The following is a 19347-nucleotide window of genomic DNA, read 5'->3' as shown; positions in this document are numbered from 1 at the left end:
TTTTATTCTCCCGGGGATTCCTTGGCATCCAGAAACGGTTTGTTCACAAAATAATACATAAAACCCATCAGCAGCACGCCGCCAATCAAATTGCCAATCGTTACCGGAATCAGGTTATGCAGTACGCCTTCCAATGAAATCGTGCCGGGATGATTCAGCACGAGCGCAATGGCAAAGGTGCACATATTGGCAACGCTGTGCTCGTATCCGGAAATGAAGAAGCAGAATACAAACAGCATCATGGCAAACATTTTGGCCCCGTCGCCCTTCAATGACATCGGGATAAAAAAGGCAAGGCACACGAGCCAGTTACAGAGAATAGCCCTGAAAAACAGCTGCACCGTCGGGGTGGTCATTTTGTGCTCAACCACATCAAGCAGAAAACCGTTCACGGATGAATCCATGAAAAGTCCGGTCAAAAATATCAGCAGCGCAAACGTGCACGCCCCCAAAATATTCCCCGCATAGCTGAAGACCCACAGCTTGACGACCTCCAGCCACCTTAGTTTCTTGCGCAGAGCGGCATACGTGTAGTAGAACGTGTTCCCCGTAAACAAATCCCCTCCCCCATACGCGATTAGAATGATCGCCGCGCCAAACGTAATGGCGGCCATCGGGTAAGTCAGAGGGGAATGCTCCAGATAAAAGAAGTTGCCTGTCTTAAACGCAACAATGACGCCGAAGCCGATAAACATGCTGGCGAGCATGGAGCGGGCGATGTAACGAAGATGGCTTTGTTTGAAAATCTTGTGTTTTTTAAGAGCAAGCTGCTCCACCTTGAGTAATGATTCGGTTTCCATAATTCCTCCTGAAAAAGTCGGTTCTATATAGATTACACGATTTTTCCAATAATTCATATCACCTCATCCATCATTACCCCATTCTCCCCGATGAAACATACATGGTGCGCAGAACTCGATCCACTCCGGGTATCAATTCTGATATTTCATCTTCATAGAATCGTAACCCAATGCCGCTTCGCTTCCACTATTATGGGAAGATAAGTTTGACACACTTGTTTGATGCACAGTGCATGTGGTAATTAGTTGTTACAAAGGAGAGGATGCAACATGAACTTGAAACATCCAGCAAAAAAAGCCATCGTCGCCTTGACCATGGCAGGCGTCTTCGGCGTTAGTGCAATCGGCGTAAATCATGCTGTTCTTCCGCTTCAGCAAGCAGAAGCCGCCCAGGCTGCAAATTCCGGCGATTATGCTGCAAAGCAAGCGCTCAAGACACTTAACAGCTTTTATAAACCCGCTTTAAAGGGGCAATTCCCTGGAGCCGTCAGCGGTTTAACGATTGGCAAAAGCACGAAGCAGGACGTGTACAAAGCCATTGGCGAGCCTTCCGTACCCGGCAAGCATGCCGATGCCTTCGATGTATATGGGGCAAACATGGGGAATCCAGGCTACGCCTTTTCCTATAAACTGAACAAAATCCGCGAGATGCGTTATTTTGGAACGAACGTGGAACGGCAGACCAACATCGGCGGCATCACCATGAAAATGCTGAAGCAGAACTGGTTTGCACCGGATGCCACAACCACTTTCAAAACCGGAAAAATCAAACAAACCAAGCTCACTTACAACCGGGGAGAGTACAAATTGGAGTTCATCTTTAACAGCAGCACAGAGCTGGACCATATTAATCTGCTGAATAAATAACCGTGATTGGAAACTCTTCACTTACCAATAGCATGTCCAGAATACATCGGAAAGGCCCGGTCTCTTAGAGAGCCGGGCTTTTCGTATTCACGAGAGATCTTCACAGCAAACACTGAAACAACATATCATCCAGCCATTCCTGGCTGTATTCCATCCGCTGAAATCCGGCAGCCAGCATATCCACTTGTTCCACTAACACATGAGACTCATCGGTCCCTTCCCGATAGCGGCTCAAAAAATGAAGAAACACATCCACCATACGCAAGCGCATGAGAATCGGAATCGCGCCAATCTCCTCGGCGCTCAGCCGTACACGTTTGGCAAATCCTTCGCAAAACCGCCTGATTGCCTCCTTCTCGTCGGCCATTCCCATAAACCCCGATATGACGACCGCAGGCTCCATCGCTCTTACATCCTGTGTACAAAATTCAAAATCAAGCAAAGCGGTGACCGTATGCGGGTGCTCTGCGTCTACCAGCAGGTTCGAAAAGTTCAGATCGCCATGAACCAACTGCTGCGGCAGATTTTTTAGCGATTCAAGGCTGCTGCATATATCGATGTATGCTTCTTTTAGCAAATGGAGTGCCTCTCCTTGATCCTTGAATGCCGGTGGCGGCTGCATGCAAAAATCAAGTATGAACGTCTTGTTGCACACAGGATAAGACTGAAGCAGCTCGTAATACGGCGGGTACACCGGCTTCATTTCGATTGAACAAACCGCCAGGGCATTCACCAGTTCCCCCGTCTTCTCCCCGAAGGAATACGCTGCTTGAATGCTGCCTTCTTCCGGACGTACTCCCTCAATGTAGGCAAACAGGCAGGCGTAACGCTCACTCCCGTCCTGAACCCGAACCATCTTATCGCCAGACATGGATGGAATAGGAGCCGGAATCTTAAAACTCAGCGGCACCTGCTGCAGCGAGTCCAGTACCGCAAACTCGAATTCGATTCTTGCCCTGTCTCGATGTGTATTGTAAATGCGCATGACTGAACGGCGTTGTTCATTATGAATAAAATGGGTCGTATTGTTCCAACCCGTAGGACCTTTAGCCAGTTGACCGTCCCACTCCGGCCAGTTCGCTTGCAGAAGCTTCTGAATCATGATTTTACCTCGCTTACCTGTTAAATCTTATCTTATATAAAGTTATCTCGAATGGATCTTTATGTCTGTGCAACTTCTTCCGTTTTTGTCACAATGACCTTTACGCCAAGCTCCTGAATCCGGTCCATAACCTCCTGATCCGCCTTCTGATCGGTAATTAACACATCCAGATCTTCGACGGCACCAGCTCTGGCAAAACCATCCTGTCCAAGGATCCGATGCGTTGCCAAGCCAATTCTGCGGCGGGATACGGCAGAGACCGCGCGTCCAAAAGCGGCAACTTCTGGTGTAGCGACGAATATTCCCTCATCGGAAATACCGCCTCCGCTAACGAAACTGATATCAAATTTAAATTGACGGATAAATTCGTTAGCCAGCACGTCCGTGATATTTCCGGAAGGCTTCACCCGTCCGCCAATTAAATAAGTGTCAATCCATTCGCGCTCTCGCAGGGCATCCGCTACACGCATGCAGTTGGTCACGATTGTCAAGGGCATCTGTTCCGGAAGAAACTTCAGCAGTAAGTAGGTAAGCGAGCTGCTGCCAATGAATAAGGTATCTCTTTCTCGGACGTATGAAACGGCTAATTGAGCAATGGCGTGCCCTTCCGGAGAGCCTTCACCATACCGCTGTTCCGGAGCCAAGGGCGGCTGCCTGACTTTCATGAAGGGGATGGCGCCTCCGTGCGTTTTCTGGAGTAAACCTTGCTCCTCCATGATTGTCAAATCCCGACGAATCGAATCAATCGATATTTCAAACCGCTCGGCCAAGTCCTTGGCAATCACCCGTTTATCTTGATGCAGCAAAGCAAGAATTTTCTGACGACGTTCCTCGGCAAACATTCCTGATTGATCTTGCACCATACAATTATCCTCCCGTTTATTCATTTTATTTCCACTTCACACCTTGATTATATTCATTTATGTTCCGCTTTTCAAGTGATATTCTTCTGTTTTATTCATTTATATGCGTTCTCATTCGCGAATAATCCTGAATGTGCATCATCATCATAATACAACATATTTCATATTCTACTTTCTATCCCTCACCACACGGAAACCGCAATTGCCCGTCGAGCTGTCGGGCGTATTCCCGCTGCGTGCCGCGACTCGATAACGGTTGCAATAGGATCTGTGGCACAGGTACGAACCGCCGCGCATCGACCTTCTACCCGTAGACTCACCAAAGAACGGATTGATGGCCGAGGTCATTTGATGATAAGTCGGGCTGAACCAATCGCCGCACCATTCCCATACGTTGCCGGACATGTTATATAGTCCGTAACCATTCGGTTTATAGGCATCTACCGGCGCGGTACCGATAAATCCATCGCTTGCGTTATTTTTAACTGGAAATTTGCCCTGCCATATGTTGCATTGATGCTCTCCGTCCAACTTCAGCAGATCTCCCCAAGGATAGGTCCTGCCCTCCAAACCGCCGCGCGCCGCATACTCCCACTCCGCTTCTGTGGGAAGCCGCACACCGGCCCAATGGCAATAAACAACCGCGTCGTTCCAGGATATATGTACCACCGGATGGTCCATTCGGTCTTCGATGCTCGAATCCGCTCCCTCGGGTGCAGCCCAGTATGCGCCTTCGACCACCAGCCACCAAGGCACTTCCTGCGGAACTTGTGCAACTCTTGCCTTGGTCTCCTCCGAAGCCAGCAGTTCAAATACAAACGACCATCCGAAGTGTTCCGCTTCCGTGACATAACCGGTAGCTTCCACGAACCGTTGAAACTGTTCATTCGTAACGGCATACGGTGAGATTTCAAATCCGGAAACGGTTACGCTGCGAGCCGGACCCTCGCCGTCACGCGGGAACCCTTCATGTGAATTCGTGCCCATCGTAAACGTCCCTCCAGGGATCGCGATCATGTTGGAATGGAGCTCAAGTTGAGACTGGTCATGATATTGGCCTTCACTTAGACTGTCTTGATGATCCTTCGGATCGGCTTCTCCCAACTGTACTTTCGCTCTCACGCCAGCGCAGCAAGAATGTTGTTCTCCCATGCTCGGTTCCTCCTATGCTAGATACAGAGAACAGGACAACCACTACCGGAGCGGTTATCCTGCTTCACTTTAACTATATATTTTATACGAATTCCTGCGGATGGCGACGCATCAATTCCGGCACCGCTTCCCCTCGGCCTGTATTCTTCAAACGCTCGATATACCGGGGCAGATGACCTTTCGCATGGTAAGGTCCTCCCTCCTTCATGACCGTCCACAACGGGTCCACGTCATACGGCATCGTTGACATCATATGATCATGCCATTCATTCAGAAGGTATACAGCCTCCCTGCACAGATCCGGTCTTTCAGCTGCCCGATTGTACTGCTCGTGGACATCCTCGGTGATATGGAACAGCATTTCTTTGTCGAACAGATGATAGCCGTCATGATACGTTCGAATGTAGAGCCATTCTCCAAATCGCACGCTTCGCTGACAGACATGGGCGCATTGAGACACCACCAGATACTCCCTGCCGCCGCCTTTACCGGTCCGCAAGCTCTCCGCATAACTGATGCCATCCCAGCTACGTACCGGTGCAACGTTCAAATATTCCGCCATCGTTGGCAAAAGATCCAGATGATAATGGAGCTCGCGATCCGTTACCCCCTTCATGATGCCAGGCCCCCGAATGATCATCGGAATACGGCAAGTGCCCTGATCCGCTGTTCCGTGTTCTCCATAAATGCCAAGCTCCCCCATGTTCTCGCCATGATCCGCGGTAATGATGACAACCAAATCATCCATTACTCCCTTGTTCTCCAGCAATTCGAAGATCGCGCCGATATGCTCGTCCATATGGCGAATGCCGCAATCATAGCCATCCACCATCGTCCGCAGATCCTTCATCGTCCTGATCTCTCCGGGATGACGCGGATAATCGGGGGATACTTCACTATTATACATGTTAATTTCGTTCACCCCATGCGGTCCGACCTTCTTCTGGTGCTCATGAAGCACCTCTTCGGTAATCCAATCGGGAAGCGGCTCCTGCTCAAATGGATTTCCCAGCGACTGAGGTGCGCGATACGGTGTGTGCGGATCCCAGAAGTTCACATAGAGCATCCAGTTATCTTCATCGGCATTGCGATCCAGCCAATCCAGCACGACCGGAGATACTTCTTCCGCAGATTCCAACCCGCCCTTACCTGTATTATACATTTCATTGAAGCCCGCGTAGAAGGTCCATGCCGAATGACGTTCACCGAACGGACTGATCAAGGCGGTCTTCATGCCGGCCCTGCGGAATATAGCTGGAAAGCTCTCCGACCCCAGCTTGTCGCGGAAGTCACGGGTGATACCTTCATGGCGGACATCGGCAGCCGTGCCTCCATGACCGACGACACCGTTGTGAATGCCGAACTTACCTGTCATTAATGCGGTTCTTGAAGGAAAACATGGAGCATCCGAAGTATAGTAATTGTCAAAACGCACGCCTTCCGCCGCAATTCGGTCAATATTCGGGGACGTATTCCGATGATAGCCATAACAGCCTAAATGATCCGGCCTGGTCGAATCCAAATCCAGCAATAATACTCTCATATCCTCATCGATTCCTTCCTTATCTGAATTCACTTGACATCTTTCAAGACTTCACATGTCAGCGTTTACAATTTTTCTGCATTTGTTTGAAATTATAGTCCGCGATCCCTGCAGAGTCGATGTACATTTCGTCACTATGTTGTACGATTCTACTTCGATTTGAAATAACAGGATCACATAATCGAATCAATGAGTACTCAAATGAAGCATTATTGTGCTAGGCTATAGGTATAAAATCACTGCGGGGTGTTGTCCTATGATCCAATTGATGAGCGTGAATTTTGATGATTACATACCGAATTGGCGAACCCAGCTGGAGACGATTGAGTACAATGTCCTTGTTGTGGTTAGAGAAGGCAAGGTGAGATACGAAATCAACGGGGAAGACATCATTGCCGAGAAAGAAGACGTACTCTTTATTCCCCGGTCGACGAGCCGCAGCGGCAGCAACTGGAATGGCATTCCCCATCAGAAGCATACCATTCTCTTTACATTGGATTGTCAAGAATCCACAGGTATTCCATTTCTGGATGCGGGTCGATTCATGAAATTCAATCTCTCTCATATCCAATATGTCTACCGGCGCTGTGAGCGCCTGTATGAGGAAATGCGGGGTGGCAAAAGCTACCGTACCATGATCTGTCAGGGCATTATACAGGAACTCATCGGCATGCTGGCCCGTGAGCTCGAGAAGAATGAGCTGGCACCCAGCAAACGAAACTACGCGGATACCATCAAATCGTATCTGCTGGAGCATTACCGCGAACCCATCGAAATCGATCGATTAGCAAAACTAATCCATCGCTCTCCGAGTTATGCAGCAGCCCTCTTCAAAGAGGTGTACGGTCTTTCACCGATTCGGTATATGCATCAGCTGCGCGTGCTGGAAGCTTGCAGTCTGCTGCTTCATTCGGACATGACCATCGCTCATATCGCCCACTATTTGGGTTATTATGACACGTCCTATTTTTATCGGATGTTTAAAAAACACACCGGCCTGTCGCCCTCCGACTATGTACAGCAAGACGATCGGTCCGATATTTCCATGCTGTTCACTTAATCCTCGCTCGTCTTCATTCATGTTCTTAACGGCTTCTGCCCAGCAAACTGAATGACATGGGACAAGCCTTGATGCCCCTGACCCTCATGACGAACGACCTCTCCCATAAAAAAGTGGACTATGCGCCAATCTGCAAAGGGCTCGAGGAAATCCTCAGGCACGTATAAAAATTGCTGATCCTGCGGTCCCCCGCTGCGATAAGGAATCTGGTACGGTGAATATACCTCAGTGAGGAAATATCCTCCGGGCTTCACCGCTGTCTTCACGCCTTCTAAAGTCCTCGTTCTCAATGCCCTGGGAAAATGTCCAAACACGCAAATGATCTCATCCCATTGGTCCTGCTTCCACAGCGCATCGTGGAGATCCACAAGCTCCGTGCGAATCTGCACACCGCTTGCTTCCGCCAGTCGATTGGCTTTGTTCAGGCCGGATTCCGCGTAATCCCATACGGTAACGTTCATGCCTTCCCGGGCCAGGAACACCGCATTCCGTCCTTCTCCCTCTGCGATAGCCAGTGCGTCGCCCGTTAAGCCTAATTTCTTATGCATATCGGCAATAAATACATTCGGGTCCGTTCCAAACACGTATTCATCTCCCTGAAACCGCTCATTCCATGGATTCATCGTATTAGCACCTCTTTCTTTAAAATCAACGCCATTCTATACACACTGAAGCTCATCCCCATCTTACCATTCCTGCCGCATCGATGTTAGCGTGACTTCCGAATGGCTCGGGGAAATAGCCTCTTTGTGCGTAATCTTCACTGAGCTCGGTCTGGAATAACCATAGTGATTTCCGGAGTCAGCCTTCATAGAATGTCCAGCCAAATTTTGATAGCCGTTGCCAGGATCAAAACTGCCAGCATGATCTGCAGGATCTTTGTGTTCATCTTCTTGCCCGCGGCCGCTCCCAGTGGAGAAGCGATCAAACTGGCAGCAACCATAATAAGGGCCGGGATATAATCCACTTGTCCCGTCGTCAGCTTCCCTACCGTAGAACCGATGGATGAGATGAAGGTGATTGCGAGTGAGGACGCTATGGTCATCCGCGTCGGTATTTTTAATACAACCAGCATGATCGGAACGAGCAGGAACGCGCCGGCCGCCCCGACGATGCCGGCTCCGATTCCGACCACAAGAGCCAGCGAAGCGGCCAGCCATTTATTGAACTTGACCTGATCTAGCGGAATCTCGTCCACCCCTTTGTTCGGAATGAACATCATAATGGCCGCAATCAGCGCTAATATGCCATAGATGAGATTGATGCCGCCTTCGCTCATCATCTTGGAGCCGAAACCGCCGATGAAGCTGCCCAGCAGTATGGCCGAACCCATATAGATAATGAGCGTTTTGTTCAGATATCCGCCCTTGCGGTATGCCCACACGCCGCCGATCGTGGCGAAGAATACCTGTACGGCGCTTATGCCCGATACTTCATGCGCCGTGAAAGCCGCAAGGCCGAATACCGGCGGGATATACAGCAGCATCGGGTATTTAATGATCGAGCCTCCAATGCCAACCATTCCTGATATATAAGAGCCAATGAACCCGATTAAAAATATCGTAATGATGAAGGATATGCTTAGTTCCATCGTGCTGCCCCCTTATTTCTCTTTAGAAAAGGGAACCTGTCTGGTTCCCCTTGATCTCTTTTTCTCTTGTTTCATCCGATTATTAGCGATCCTTAAAATGAGCGCTGTAGAATTCATATTTCTACCTCTTAACATCAGATCGCCATTGTCAAGATTAACGTACCGCGCAGCGGTTCGGCCCGATCTCCATCTCTCGCTGCTGCTCCGTATCCGGATTCATTTTCCCCATGTTCGTTTGGCGGATTTCCTGATAGCTGTTGGGCTGCAGCGGCAGATTTTGCGTGACCAACGTCCGGAACTCTGCCTCATCGGCGATGTTGAGTCCATGGTTTTCCCGGTAAAGCTCTCCCAGTTTCTTCGCGACGGTTCCGTCCTCGTTCAGTTCGTCCATGACCATGAAATGCGCCGGCAGCACGGTCAGATCTTCCGAAAGATGGGTGTAGCGGACATAGAGCGTTTCCCGCAAGTCGCCAACCCAATCCTCCGCCAGCCCCGCCAGATCCGGACGGCCGATGGAATCGATAAACAGAATATCGCCTGTCAGCAAATATTGATCATCAATTACAAACGAGGTGGACCCGATGGTATGGCCCGGAGAATGGAGCGCTTCAATGCGAATTGTGCTGCCGCCGATCGCCACTTCGCCTCCGTTCTTGAGCGGTTCGTACTTAAACGCCACCTCGCCGGCATCCTTTGGCGGAAGCCAGTATACGGCTCCTGTCTGCTTAGCAATCATTCGTCCTCCGGAAATATGGTCCGCATGGAGATGGGTATCAAACACATGCTTGATGTTTGCATTCAGGCTTTTTGCGAATTCAAGATATACCTCCGTCATACGGGTTGCGTCAAACAATGCCGCTTCACCGTTCGATACCGCCATATAAGACAAGCAGCCTTTACCTATACGAACAAACTGATAAAGCGTGCCTCCATCTGCCAAACTGCCGATCTTCAGGGGAACAAGGTGTTCACTCCATGCCTTCATGCCGCCTTTCAAATACGCCACATGCCGGCCGTGCTCGGCCAGCATCTCAGCCACCATCACCGACGAGCCTTCCTTGGCGCATACGACGAGCACTTGATCCTTCGGGATTCGATCCAAAATTTCTTCCACGCCGTCAATCAAATCAAAGTAGGGAATATTCAAATGCTGAATTCCTTCGCCTTCAATCTTCCAGTCCTCGTAATCCGATGGGTTCCGCACGTCCAATATGAACAGGCTCTCTTTGCGAATCGCCTTCATGGCCACTTCTTGCGCTTGCATTTCTCTTACTGTCATGTCGCCTTCCTCCTCATAATTTCAAATGGATCTGAAATGTTAAATTCCTTCCGGCTGCCTATTAAAAGCGCTCAGCATGTTTTTTCAACAGCCATCTTAAACTGCGTTATCGTTCAAGCCCACAGTTTCTCCACACCAGCCGCTCATGCCCGGTATGACGTTTCTAATGCCTGCAAAGCCGTTAGCTGAAAGCTTTTGCGCAGCCAGGTCGCTCCGCGTTCCGGTACGGCAGATGACATAGATTTCATCCTCTTTGTTCAGCTCAGCCTTACGTTCATCCAGATCACCAAGAGGAATCGATACGGCATTTCGAATATGCTTGAAAGCAAACTCCGCCGCTTCCCTTACATCCAGAACGACGATTGACGCTCCGGACGCAAGTTTCTCCTCCAGCTGATCATTAGACGCTACATGCGGATAAGTTCGTTCTGCCGTTTCTTCTCCTGATGATTTGCGGAGGTAGTGCTTCAGCACATCCCCCTCTTCAATCGTTCCGAGATATTGATGCCCCGTGCTTTCCGCCCATGCCTGCATGTCGGCCTTGGAGCCTTTGTCGGTTGCCTCTACCTCCAGCACATGTCCGGCTTCAAGATCCTTCATCGCTTTTTTCGTGCGGACGATGGGCATCGGGCAAGCCAGCCCCTTAGCATCCAGCCTCATATTCGATTTAATTGCTGCCATATTACATCGAACCTCCATTGTTTTGTTTTCGGACACACATACCACCAGGGGTATATTTCAGTTCAAAAAAAGGGGGTGCCTATCACACCCATTCTTTTTCAAATAGACACAGTTACTCTGTATTGCCCTCCCATGCGAGCATACCGCCCGTCATATTGACGACTTGATAGCCTTGACCTTCCAAATATTCGGCTGCACGGCCGCTGCGCCCCCCGGAACGGCATACCAAGACATACTCTTTCGACCGATCAAGATCCTGTTTGCGGAATTCAATCAAACCTAAAGGAATGTTGACGGCGCCCGGAATTTTACCTTCCGCGACTTCCTCCGCTTCTCGTACATCGATGATAATCATGTCAGCTCCGTCACTCAGCATATGCTCTACTTCTTTTGGAGAAATCTCTTTCATGTTGTTCAGCGCTCCTTTTACTTTTTATAGTTTAAGACCAGCGATTCATGCCGCCCTTCACGTTAGTCACCATCTCAAAGCCTAATTTCTTTAATGTTTTGCTCGCTTTGTTGCTTCGCATGCCGCTTTGGCAGATCAATACCACTTCCATGTCTTTGGAGAGCGAATCGCTGCTCGACATGAGCCGGTCCAGCGGAATATTACGGAAACCCCGAATGTGATTCCCCTTGAACTCTCCCGGCGTCCGGACATCGATGAACTGCTTGTTTGTGTTTCTGTTTTTAAGCTCTTGCTTCAGCTGTGCCGAGGTAATCTGCCTGACTCCCTGAGCCGGGAGGATTCTCCAAACGACAAACAGAATGATAAGTGCAATGAACGATACATTGAGAATATCCATCTTTATTCCCTCTCTTTATAACAGCAACCGTCGCCGCTGTTTTCCTTAAATGAACAAGTTAACATTGCCATCCTGAGCATCGCCCAAATACGCAGCAACCCCCGCATACTCAATGCCGTCAAGCAGTTCTTCTTGCTGCAGCCCTAGCAGATCCATCGTCATGGTGCATGCAACAAGCTTGATGTCCTGCTCCTGCGCCATCTCGATCAATTGCGGCAGCGGAACGGCGTTGTGTTTCTTGATCACATCCTTGATCATTTTTGGACCCATCCCGGCAAAATTCATCTTGGAAAGACCCATGTTATCGGATCCGCGTGGCATCATTTTCCCATACATCTTCTCGATGAAACTTTTCTTCTTGGGCAGCATGACATCCTCGTCCTTACGCAGTGCGTTCAGTCCCCAGAAGGTATGGAATATCGTCACCTCATGGTCATAAACGGCAGCTCCGTTCGCGATGATATAGGCGGCCATTGCTTTGTCATAATCGCCGCTAAATAATATAATCGTTGTTTTTTTTGTTTCCGTCACGTCGTGATCTCCCCCTATAAAATTTGATATATAAATCTCAACGAATGCGTTTATACCCCCATAGGTATATTTTCGTTCAAAAAAAATTATCCCTTTCTAATCCAAAATTTCAATACGTCCCCATCCTCTGCCTGCTCCAGCATCTCGTTGCCCGACGACTTGGCCCATGCCGTCAAATCGCTCTTCGCGCCTCGATCCGTTGCATGAATCTCAAGCACTTGACCTTGTTGCATCTCCTTCATCTGTTTCTTCGTTTTCACGATCGGCATGGGACATGCCAAGCCTTTCACATCCAATACTTTATCCGCGTTCATTAAAATTCCTCCTTAAAATGATACGTTTATCTGCTTTTCACTAGCAAATTGACCGCTTCAACCACAAGCTTCTCCGTGTCCTGCCCGGTCTCTTCAGCTTTCTGTACGCATTCCACAAGGTTGGAACTGACGACTACGCCGATCGTCCGATCTATTGCCGTCCGCGTTGCGGAGAGCTGGGTAATCACTTCCTTGCAATCCTTGTTCTCTTCCATCATTTTCAGAATGCCGCGCAGCTGACCTTCGATGCGTTTCACCCGATTTTTCATCTGATCATTGTAATCCATCTCGATCCCCTCCTGTCTCTGCACTTTTTAGGATGCATGATTAAAGCATACTGGCTCTGGCTTGCATGCCCTAAATATATACCCCCATAGGTATATTGTCAAATGGATAATTCTAACTTTATGTTTATCAGGACATGTCTGATAATTGTCACACTCTTCCGTGCTGCTATATATTACAATACCCCATAGGGTATATAGTAATCCATTTATCATATACACCAAATCAGGGAGGAATATTCGATGGGCAAAAAAATTCTCATTGTCGGCGGCGTAGCGGGAGGAGCCTCGGCAGCTGCCAGACTGCGGAGATTAGATGAGGACTCTGCCATTGTTTTAGTGGAGCGCGGTGAATATATTTCGTTTGCCAACTGCGGTCTGCCCTATTATATAGGAGAAACGATAACCGACCGCGATAAGCTCATGGTGCAGACCGTACCCGGCCTTAGCCGCCGCTACGAGCTGGATATTCGGAATCATAGCGAAGTTACGTCCATACTGCGCGATGAAAAAATGGTTATGATTAAAAACCTTATTACCGGAGAAACCTACACCGAGAGTTATGATTATCTGATCCTGTCACCTGGCGCGAAGCCGATTACGCCGGATATTCGCGGTCTGACCGGATCCCCAAACGACTTCACTTTGCGCAATATCCCCGATACGGACCGGATTAAGCAGTACGTGGATGAAGTCCATCCGAAGGAAGCCGTTATTGTCGGGGGTGGATTTATCGGGCTGGAAATGGCCGAGAATCTGGCGGATCGAGGCGTTCAAGTGACAGTCATCGAAATGGCCAACCAGGTGATGGCTCCGCTCGACTACGAAATGGCCGCAATCGTCCAATCGCATCTTAAGGAAAAAGGAGTCCGTCTGATTCTTGAGGATGGCGTAAAAGAGTTTCATAAGGGCGGCCAACAAATCGAGCTTTCCAGCGGCAAACGAATATCAACCGAGATGACCTTGCTTTCTATAGGCGTTCAGCCGGAGAGCTTGCTGGCGTCAGCTGCCGGACTTCCCGTCAATGATCGCGGCGGGATTCAAGTTAACGAATATATGCAGACCGCTGACCCGAGCATTTATGCCATCGGCGATGCGATTGAGGTAAAGGATTATGTCCTTCAGAGCCAGGCCTTTATCCCGCTCGCCGGTCCTGCCAACCGGCAGGGGCGCCTGGTTGCAGACCACATCTATGGTAAAACCAATGGTTACAAAGGCACGCTCGGCTCGTCAATCGCCAAGGTCTTTGATCTAACGGTTGCTGCAACAGGCGTTAACGAAAAGCGCCTCAAGCAGATGAACATCCCTTATCAAGCCATCCAAATTCACCCCTCGTCTCATGCCGGATACTACCCCGGGGCGTATCCCATTTCCTTGAAGCTGTTATTCCATCCGGAAACAGGTCAAATCTATGGGGCGCAAGCGATTGGAGCAGATGGCGTGGATAAGCGAATCGATATCATTGCTACAGCAATCAAGGGAGATCTCAATGTATGGGACCTGGCGGAGCTGGAGCTTTCCTACGCGCCCCCTTATTCCTCCGCCAAAGACCCGGTTAACTATGCCGGATATGTTGCCGCCAACATCTTGGACGGTTTGGTTGAAACGGTGCAGTGGCATGAGATCGACGACCTGGTCGGAAACGGTGCAACCTTGATCGACGTTCGCGAGCCTAAGGAAAGGGAAGCGGGTTATATCCCAGGTTCCGTCAACATTCCACTTAACGATCTGCGCAGCCGACTGAAGGAATTGCCGGAGAATGAAATGCTGTACGTGACTTGCCAGGTTGGGCTGCGCGGATATTTGGCTGCCCGTATTTTGGCCCAGCATGGCTTCCGGGTTAAGAATCTCGACGGCGGCTGGAAAACATACGCAGCGGTTTACAAGCCATCATAATCGTTCCTAACTATATCCGTCTGAAATAGATGGAACATGCTGCTTGCAGTAAAAACATGCAAAAAAGCCCCGGAAACACGGGGCATTTCTTTCTATATACAATAGATAATGGCTTAAATCAGCTTGTGCGCATACCATTTCTTGCCGCGGAAGCGCCATAGGAAAATCGCTCCCCGCACTCCCCATTCACAATTCATGGCCAGCCATACGCCAAGGATGCTCCAGCCCAGAACGATCCCCATAATATAACCGAGAATCACCCGGAACAGCCACATGGTCAGCATCGAAGTGATTGAGGTAAAACGCGAGTCGCCTGCCGCACGCAGCGCCGAAGGCAGAATAAAGCTTATCGACCACAATGGAACCTGCACGAGCGTGTTGATCAACAGCACCACGAACAGATCGTTCACGATTTCCGGAGGCGGGTTGAACAGCCCTACCAACGGCCGGTAGAGCGGCATCAATATCAGTCCCATCAGGGCCAGCGAGATTGCACCAAGCCATAGAAAGGATTTGATGAACTTGCGGGCATCCGCTATATTGCCGCGACCGATGCATTGACCGACAACGGTCACAATCGTTAAGGACAACGCGCTGGCTGGAATTTGAAATACGGCGGCAAGCGAAGACCCGATCGCGTTCGTTGCTATGGCATACGTACCCAAGCTGACGATAAACACTTGGGTTAACAGCTTTCCCCCGTTAAAAAACATCTGTTCGGCTGCAAACGGAAGCCCGATAAACATAATTTTGCGCAGCATGGATATCGGGAAATGAAACAGATCTCGCAGGCGGATATGCAGCGTGGCATCCACTCTGAACAGATAGTAGAGCGCGCAGGCCGCACCGGCAAAGCGGGCGATGTTAATCGCCAGCGTCATGCCCATAACGCCCATATTCAGCAGGGTGATGAACACGATGTTGAGCAGAACGTAGAGCAGGTTCATGATTAACGACAATGCCAGTGAAGCCCGGGTCTTGCCGATCCCCCGCAGCGCGCCGCAAACCGCCTGCACGATGGCGATTCCGATGAAGGAAGTACTGCTACCGATCAGATACACTCGCGCACTCTCCAGCACCTCGGGTGACGCTGAGCCGAACAGCAGATTCAGCACCGGCTGGTGAAGCCCAATGATCAGCAGCGCGATTGCTAAAGCGATCATCGCCACGGATGTAACAGTAGCCGCTGAAGCCCGGGATACCATCATGGCATTGCCGCTTCCCTTATATTGTGCAACGACGACGGTGCCCCCGGTTGCTACCGCCACGAACACATTGATCAGGAAAATATTCAGGGAGTCCACCATGTTCACGGCGCTGACCGCCGATACGCCCGACGAACTGATCATGGCGGTGTTGACCAAATTCAAACCGATGATGAATGCCTGATCAATCAATATCGGAAAAAATAAAGCAAAAATCTGCCGGTAGTCCATCGACTCCCCGGATAAATGGTGTTGAAGCACACCGTTCATTTGGGTTCGTAATCGAACCAACATCTGTCATCACATTCTTTTCGTTGTAATATAAAAGAAAAAAACTCTTCAAACGAAGAGCTTCAGACTTACGGTATTCAGAAATGGCTGCCGCAACCGTCGCTTGGGAGAGCTCACTCCCTCGCCAAGGGGACAATACGGATTAATTCATTTGATCCCGGATAAACCCCGTCTTTGATTGGAGGATATCACCAGACCCGTGATCTGTCAATGAATGCAAGCCGCAGGAAATGACCGTATACTGCTGATAAACGGAGCAACATGATAGTCTGGACTTAACGAAGACGTTTCGACAGCCACCCAGACCATTCTCCCCCCAATGATTAATACAGAAACGGCACAATGGCGTATGAAAAGCTTGTTATCAAAAAAATCCCGATCTCTCCGTTGTTACAAGAGAGATCGGGATTTGGATCAAAACTTCGACACTTGGTTCAAAAACTCGGCTTTTGCCGATATATCCACATAGTGGGTCCCGCTCCGGATGCAAGCTCCGACCCAGGCATCGTCCGCCTGATCCAGACACATGACCACGAGTTTGATCCGTTCCCACTCACTCGCCAGGACCGGCTGCCCCATATCTAATCGCATGGGGAGCACCTTCCCGCTTGTCTCCTGACTGAAACGCTCGGCTCTTTCCAAACTTCTTCATGCAGCGTATACAAGACCGGGATATTTCTCCCCTAACTCCTCGCATAGGATCCTTCCTACATGCCCATATCCGCCTACAACCACAATGCGTTCCTTCATGATACTTCCTCTCCTAATCGAGCCGCTATCAGCCGCTCTGCCATATCATATATCAAGGAATATCCCGGTTTTTTCCGAGCGATCGTCTCCATGTAACGGCTGGCATGCGCATGATTGCAGTCCAGCGAAGCAAGCACTGATTTCACTTTTTTCATGGGTAAACCTCCCCTTCTCCATCATGAATGCAAATATGCAGGTCTCTTTCATTCCATTTGCATACTTGACATAATAAGAATCATTCTCAATTATAAGGATGGAGAACGATAACCCTATCCCAGAAATGTGGGGTTTTCTTTAGACCGACGAAAAAGGTGAGTGAATATGGGCACACAGCTTAACAGCTTACTGAATAAAATAACGGCACTTGGCGGGGCTTTGTCTAATTCCCAAACCTACCGGAGCGAACTCATGAAGTAATTGCGCTGCTGGATTCCTTTCGAATCGGCTTGCTTTACGACGGTAGATCCACGTACATTGCTCTCGACGGGTGCGATCACGGATGAAGACATTGAGGCAATCCATGATCGCCTGTTCGAGTATGAATATCTGCACAGCGATTACAATCACTTTCATGAACTGGCGAACTCCTTGGAGAAGGTGGCTATGCTAAGCGGAGCTACGAACGGGGCTCTGAACACAAGCCCTCGTTATCTGAACGTCCTGCAGCCGGCAAGCTTTCATGATGAGATGCGTGCCGCATTGGTAGCGGACGGTTTGTGTTGGGGATATCTGACGATATTCCGTCAGGAGGGCCAGCCCTTTTTTAGCGAGGAGGAACGGCAGCTGCTCTCTTCCCTGGCACCATTCATGGCGGCCATGCTGCGTGATCGAAGTCTTCCGCGATCCCCTGTTGATGGAATGGATCACATGCCTGAGCCTGGTTTATTGGTGCTGTCCGAAACGCTCGATATTCTTTCATATAATGCTTCTGCACGGCAGTGGATGTCATTGCTCCAGGATGCAGAGGATATGGATGCCGCTTCACTCCCTCGCCCGCTGCGGGCAGTCTGCTTCCGGGCTTTGTCCGAGAGCTCCCGAGGTACGGCCTATTCGACGGGCGCTCATACTCGCGTCCGGTTAAGTGATAGCTCCTTTGCCAGCATACGGGCATGCCTTCTGCATGGTCCCGATTCTCTTGCCAAGCTTGCAGTCACGCTTGTGCCACAACGGATATGCTGCCGCTTATCTCGGATGCGTTGGGATTAACGGAGCGCGAGAACGAAGTAATCTGCGGAATTCTGCGAGGATTATCCACCAAGGAGCTTGCTCAATCCCTGTTTATTTCCCCCTACACGATTCAGGATCATCTAAAGTCCATATTTGTTAAAACCGGCGTCAACAGCCGGAGGGAATTAATATGGCAGCTTCATTCAAAATATAGCTTGAGTCCTTGAGGATCGGGTCCGTAATTTTCCCACTACTCCGTTCCCCTCAAATCCGGCCCACCTCAATTTATGCTGCACGGTGGCTATGAACCGCACTCCACACCCAACTTTGGTCGCTACCCCATACCAACTTTATCAATTTGCATATGCATATCTAATGATAGATTCAAGGAGGTCTGGTAGCATGACAACCAATGTGAAGTTTGATGCCATTTTCAGTCTGGGTCCCAACTGTCAGGTTGCCGCCCAGTTAAGAAGAAACAAGCTGCGACATGCAGCTGGCCCGTTAGACTGGTTTAACTTCGCTTCGACCCATGAATTTTGTAAAGTCATTAAACGTCAATTCAGCGATTTCATGCTTCGGGATAATCTCGACATATACGGCAAATCCGTGAACTGTTACTATGTGCGCGATAAAAGATCTTCCTGTTTATCCTTCCATGATTTCAAGAACAATCCGGAGGAGCCTCCGTTATATGACTACCCCGCTTTTCGTAAGCGGCTGGATCGAAGAATCGAGCGCTTTAACCGCTGCTTGAATTCTAAACAGAAGACCCTGCTCGTGCGGATCATCGCGAATACAAAGGATGCCGAGACGATTGATCAAGCCATACGCGAAGCCTATCCCAACGCGGACGTAAACCTGTTATTTATTATGCTCAGCAGCAGTCCCGAAATAGTAAATCTCCCTTCGTTCTCGGATCGGGTTCTCATCAAGCAAATACCGAAAGGGCCCACATGGGAAGGAGATTCGGAGGCTTGGAAGACCATTCTTAGAGAATTTTCGCTCAGTTCAGGGGAATAAGTGTTTGACAAAACCAAAATTTACCTGTATATTTACAAAAAGTGAATCGGAACTCTTACGAAGGAAGCACCCGTAAGTCTGGCGTTGAATGCGCCTTTCTAACGGGTGCTTTTTGTCGTGGGTCCGGCCATTCTGTCATGAT

At 49.5% G+C, this 19347-nt stretch carries 23 protein-coding genes; 6 read left to right on the top strand and 17 right to left on the bottom strand.

Annotated elements, in window-relative coordinates:
• Positions 1-2 precede the first annotated feature (2 nt).
• Positions 3-800 carry a formate/nitrite transporter family protein gene (locus tag M4D81_RS27855; protein WP_216531057.1) on the bottom strand — a complete coding sequence of 266 codons (798 nt, stop codon included), beginning with the start codon at positions 798-800 and terminating at the stop codon, positions 3-5.
• A gap of 270 nt (positions 801-1070) precedes the next feature.
• On the opposite strand from M4D81_RS27855, the gene M4D81_RS27850 reads away from it, so the two are divergent.
• Positions 1071-1667: a YjgB family protein gene (locus M4D81_RS27850; RefSeq protein ID WP_260068793.1), complete on the top strand. Its 597-nt coding sequence runs from the start codon at positions 1071-1073 to the stop codon at positions 1665-1667.
• 100 nt (positions 1668-1767) lie between these two features.
• Here the strand turns inward: M4D81_RS27850 and M4D81_RS27845 are convergent, their stop codons facing one another.
• The 4 genes from M4D81_RS27845 to M4D81_RS27830 all read right to left on the bottom strand — a co-directional run bounded on the left by M4D81_RS27845 (position 1768) and on the right by M4D81_RS27830 (position 6327).
• Entirely contained in the window at positions 1768-2769 is a 1002-nt protein-coding gene (locus M4D81_RS27845; protein ID WP_260068792.1) for a phosphotransferase, read from the bottom strand.
• A 59-nt stretch (positions 2770-2828) separates the two neighbouring features.
• A complete protein-coding gene (locus M4D81_RS27840; RefSeq protein ID WP_260068830.1) occupies positions 2829-3611 on the bottom strand; it encodes a DeoR/GlpR family DNA-binding transcription regulator in 783 nt (260 codons plus the stop codon).
• A gap of 189 nt (positions 3612-3800) precedes the next feature.
• Positions 3801-4784 carry a formylglycine-generating enzyme family protein gene (locus tag M4D81_RS27835; protein WP_260068791.1) on the bottom strand — a complete coding sequence of 328 codons (984 nt, stop codon included), beginning with the start codon at positions 4782-4784 and terminating at the stop codon, positions 3801-3803.
• An 82-nt stretch (positions 4785-4866) separates the two neighbouring features.
• Entirely contained in the window at positions 4867-6327 is a 1461-nt protein-coding gene (locus tag M4D81_RS27830) for a sulfatase family protein (protein ID WP_260068790.1), read from the bottom strand.
• A gap of 256 nt (positions 6328-6583) precedes the next feature.
• On the opposite strand from M4D81_RS27830, the gene M4D81_RS27825 reads away from it, so the two are divergent.
• Positions 6584-7387 (top strand): helix-turn-helix domain-containing protein, encoded by an 804-nt coding sequence (locus M4D81_RS27825; protein ID WP_260068789.1) that lies wholly within the window; start codon positions 6584-6586, stop codon positions 7385-7387.
• 17 nt (positions 7388-7404) lie between these two features.
• Here M4D81_RS27825 and M4D81_RS27820 read toward each other — a convergent pair whose 3' ends face one another.
• The 9 genes from M4D81_RS27820 to M4D81_RS27780 all read right to left on the bottom strand — a co-directional run bounded on the left by M4D81_RS27820 (position 7405) and on the right by M4D81_RS27780 (position 12876).
• Positions 7405-8010, bottom strand: a complete 606-nt coding sequence (locus tag M4D81_RS27820; protein ID WP_260068788.1) for an SAM-dependent methyltransferase — start codon at positions 8008-8010, stop codon at positions 7405-7407.
• A gap of 185 nt (positions 8011-8195) precedes the next feature.
• Entirely contained in the window at positions 8196-8978 is a 783-nt protein-coding gene (locus tag M4D81_RS27815; protein WP_260068787.1) for a sulfite exporter TauE/SafE family protein, read from the bottom strand.
• Positions 8979-9132: 154 nt separating this feature from the next.
• Positions 9133-10257, bottom strand: coding sequence for an MBL fold metallo-hydrolase (locus M4D81_RS27810; protein WP_260068786.1), 1125 nt, complete (start codon positions 10255-10257; stop codon positions 9133-9135).
• 96 nt (positions 10258-10353) lie between these two features.
• The gene (locus M4D81_RS27805) at positions 10354-10938 is read right to left on the bottom strand and encodes a sulfurtransferase TusA family protein (RefSeq protein ID WP_260068785.1); all 585 of its coding nucleotides are present in this window, start codon (positions 10936-10938) and stop codon (positions 10354-10356) included.
• Positions 10939-11050: 112 nt separating this feature from the next.
• Positions 11051-11347: a rhodanese-like domain-containing protein gene (locus M4D81_RS27800; RefSeq protein WP_260068784.1), complete on the bottom strand. Its 297-nt coding sequence runs from the start codon at positions 11345-11347 to the stop codon at positions 11051-11053.
• Between the two features lie 31 nt (positions 11348-11378).
• The gene (locus tag M4D81_RS27795; protein WP_071218273.1) at positions 11379-11744 is read right to left on the bottom strand and encodes a rhodanese-like domain-containing protein; all 366 of its coding nucleotides are present in this window, start codon (positions 11742-11744) and stop codon (positions 11379-11381) included.
• A 45-nt stretch (positions 11745-11789) separates the two neighbouring features.
• Positions 11790-12275, bottom strand: coding sequence for a DsrE/DsrF/DrsH-like family protein (locus tag M4D81_RS27790; protein ID WP_260068783.1), 486 nt, complete (start codon positions 12273-12275; stop codon positions 11790-11792).
• An 86-nt stretch (positions 12276-12361) separates the two neighbouring features.
• Positions 12362-12589: a sulfurtransferase TusA family protein gene (locus M4D81_RS27785; protein ID WP_071218275.1), complete on the bottom strand. Its 228-nt coding sequence runs from the start codon at positions 12587-12589 to the stop codon at positions 12362-12364.
• 26 nt (positions 12590-12615) lie between these two features.
• The gene (locus tag M4D81_RS27780; RefSeq protein WP_071218276.1) at positions 12616-12876 is read right to left on the bottom strand and encodes a metal-sensitive transcriptional regulator; all 261 of its coding nucleotides are present in this window, start codon (positions 12874-12876) and stop codon (positions 12616-12618) included.
• Positions 12877-13116: 240 nt separating this feature from the next.
• On the opposite strand from M4D81_RS27780, the gene M4D81_RS27775 reads away from it, so the two are divergent.
• On the top strand, positions 13117-14769 hold the full coding sequence (locus M4D81_RS27775; RefSeq protein WP_260068782.1) for an FAD-dependent oxidoreductase: 1653 nt from the start codon (positions 13117-13119) through the stop codon (positions 14767-14769).
• Between the two features lie 113 nt (positions 14770-14882).
• Here M4D81_RS27775 and M4D81_RS27770 read toward each other — a convergent pair whose 3' ends face one another.
• The 3 genes from M4D81_RS27770 to M4D81_RS27760 all read right to left on the bottom strand — a co-directional run bounded on the left by M4D81_RS27770 (position 14883) and on the right by M4D81_RS27760 (position 17170).
• Entirely contained in the window at positions 14883-16268 is a 1386-nt protein-coding gene (locus M4D81_RS27770; protein WP_071218278.1) for an MATE family efflux transporter, read from the bottom strand.
• Positions 16269-16679: 411 nt separating this feature from the next.
• Complete coding sequence (locus M4D81_RS27765; protein WP_260068781.1) at positions 16680-16856, bottom strand: hypothetical protein; 177 nt, start codon at positions 16854-16856, stop codon at positions 16680-16682.
• Between the two features lie 155 nt (positions 16857-17011).
• Positions 17012-17170, bottom strand: a complete 159-nt coding sequence (locus M4D81_RS27760; protein ID WP_260068780.1) for a hypothetical protein — start codon at positions 17168-17170, stop codon at positions 17012-17014.
• 262 nt (positions 17171-17432) lie between these two features.
• Between M4D81_RS27760 and M4D81_RS27755 the strand changes: the two genes are divergently transcribed.
• From M4D81_RS27755 to M4D81_RS27745, 3 genes are all read left to right on the top strand, one after another.
• On the top strand, positions 17433-18221 hold the full coding sequence (locus tag M4D81_RS27755) for a GAF domain-containing protein (protein WP_260068779.1): 789 nt from the start codon (positions 17433-17435) through the stop codon (positions 18219-18221).
• Positions 18125-18409 (top strand): helix-turn-helix transcriptional regulator, encoded by a 285-nt coding sequence (locus M4D81_RS27750; RefSeq protein WP_311200712.1) that lies wholly within the window; start codon positions 18125-18127, stop codon positions 18407-18409. Before M4D81_RS27755 ends, M4D81_RS27750 begins: the two co-directional genes overlap by 97 nt.
• A gap of 175 nt (positions 18410-18584) precedes the next feature.
• Positions 18585-19205 carry a papain-like cysteine peptidase gene (locus tag M4D81_RS27745; protein ID WP_260068777.1) on the top strand — a complete coding sequence of 207 codons (621 nt, stop codon included), beginning with the start codon at positions 18585-18587 and terminating at the stop codon, positions 19203-19205.
• The last annotated feature ends 142 nt before the right edge of the window (positions 19206-19347 follow it).

Source organism: Paenibacillus sp. p3-SID867 (assembly GCF_025142895.1).
In the GTDB taxonomy this organism is placed as follows: Bacteria; Bacillota; Bacilli; order Paenibacillales; family Paenibacillaceae; genus Paenibacillus_AQ.
This window is presented reverse-complemented; position numbering and strand designations above follow the sequence as displayed.

What these genes read in the sequence shown, in the direction of transcription:
- M4D81_RS27800 (WP_260068784.1), bottom strand. Translation starts at nt 11,347, where the DNA reads ATGAAAGAGATTTCTCCAAAAGAAGTAGAGCATATGCTGAGTGACGGA.
- M4D81_RS27775 (WP_260068782.1), top strand. Translation starts at nt 13,117, where the DNA reads ATGGGCAAAAAAATTCTCATTGTCGGCGGCGTAGCGGGAGGAGCCTCG.
- M4D81_RS27810 (WP_260068786.1), bottom strand. Translation starts at nt 10,257, where the DNA reads ATGACAGTAAGAGAAATGCAAGCGCAAGAAGTGGCCATGAAGGCGATT.
- M4D81_RS27835 (WP_260068791.1), bottom strand. Translation starts at nt 4,784, where the DNA reads ATGGGAGAACAACATTCTTGCTGCGCTGGCGTGAGAGCGAAAGTACAG.
- M4D81_RS27770 (WP_071218278.1), bottom strand. Translation starts at nt 16,268, where the DNA reads ATGTTGGTTCGATTACGAACCCAAATGAACGGTGTGCTTCAACACCAT.
- M4D81_RS27805 (WP_260068785.1), bottom strand. Translation starts at nt 10,938, where the DNA reads ATGGCAGCAATTAAATCGAATATGAGGCTGGATGCTAAGGGGCTGGCT.
- M4D81_RS27750 (WP_311200712.1), top strand. Translation starts at nt 18,125, where the DNA reads ATGCCTTCTGCATGGTCCCGATTCTCTTGCCAAGCTTGCAGTCACGCT.
- M4D81_RS27845 (WP_260068792.1), bottom strand. Translation starts at nt 2,769, where the DNA reads ATGATTCAGAAGCTTCTGCAAGCGAACTGGCCGGAGTGGGACGGTCAA.
- M4D81_RS27850 (WP_260068793.1), top strand. Translation starts at nt 1,071, where the DNA reads ATGAACTTGAAACATCCAGCAAAAAAAGCCATCGTCGCCTTGACCATG.
- M4D81_RS27780 (WP_071218276.1), bottom strand. Translation starts at nt 12,876, where the DNA reads ATGGATTACAATGATCAGATGAAAAATCGGGTGAAACGCATCGAAGGT.
- M4D81_RS27765 (WP_260068781.1), bottom strand. Translation starts at nt 16,856, where the DNA reads ATGCGATTAGATATGGGGCAGCCGGTCCTGGCGAGTGAGTGGGAACGG.
- M4D81_RS27825 (WP_260068789.1), top strand. Translation starts at nt 6,584, where the DNA reads ATGATCCAATTGATGAGCGTGAATTTTGATGATTACATACCGAATTGG.
- M4D81_RS27830 (WP_260068790.1), bottom strand. Translation starts at nt 6,327, where the DNA reads ATGAGAGTATTATTGCTGGATTTGGATTCGACCAGGCCGGATCATTTA.
- M4D81_RS27745 (WP_260068777.1), top strand. Translation starts at nt 18,585, where the DNA reads ATGACAACCAATGTGAAGTTTGATGCCATTTTCAGTCTGGGTCCCAAC.
- M4D81_RS27815 (WP_260068787.1), bottom strand. Translation starts at nt 8,978, where the DNA reads ATGGAACTAAGCATATCCTTCATCATTACGATATTTTTAATCGGGTTC.
- M4D81_RS27760 (WP_260068780.1), bottom strand. Translation starts at nt 17,170, where the DNA reads ATGAAAAAAGTGAAATCAGTGCTTGCTTCGCTGGACTGCAATCATGCG.
- M4D81_RS27840 (WP_260068830.1), bottom strand. Translation starts at nt 3,611, where the DNA reads ATGTTTGCCGAGGAACGTCGTCAGAAAATTCTTGCTTTGCTGCATCAA.
- M4D81_RS27785 (WP_071218275.1), bottom strand. Translation starts at nt 12,589, where the DNA reads ATGAACGCGGATAAAGTATTGGATGTGAAAGGCTTGGCATGTCCCATG.
- M4D81_RS27855 (WP_216531057.1), bottom strand. Translation starts at nt 800, where the DNA reads ATGGAAACCGAATCATTACTCAAGGTGGAGCAGCTTGCTCTTAAAAAA.
- M4D81_RS27820 (WP_260068788.1), bottom strand. Translation starts at nt 8,010, where the DNA reads ATGAATCCATGGAATGAGCGGTTTCAGGGAGATGAATACGTGTTTGGA.
- M4D81_RS27795 (WP_071218273.1), bottom strand. Translation starts at nt 11,744, where the DNA reads ATGGATATTCTCAATGTATCGTTCATTGCACTTATCATTCTGTTTGTC.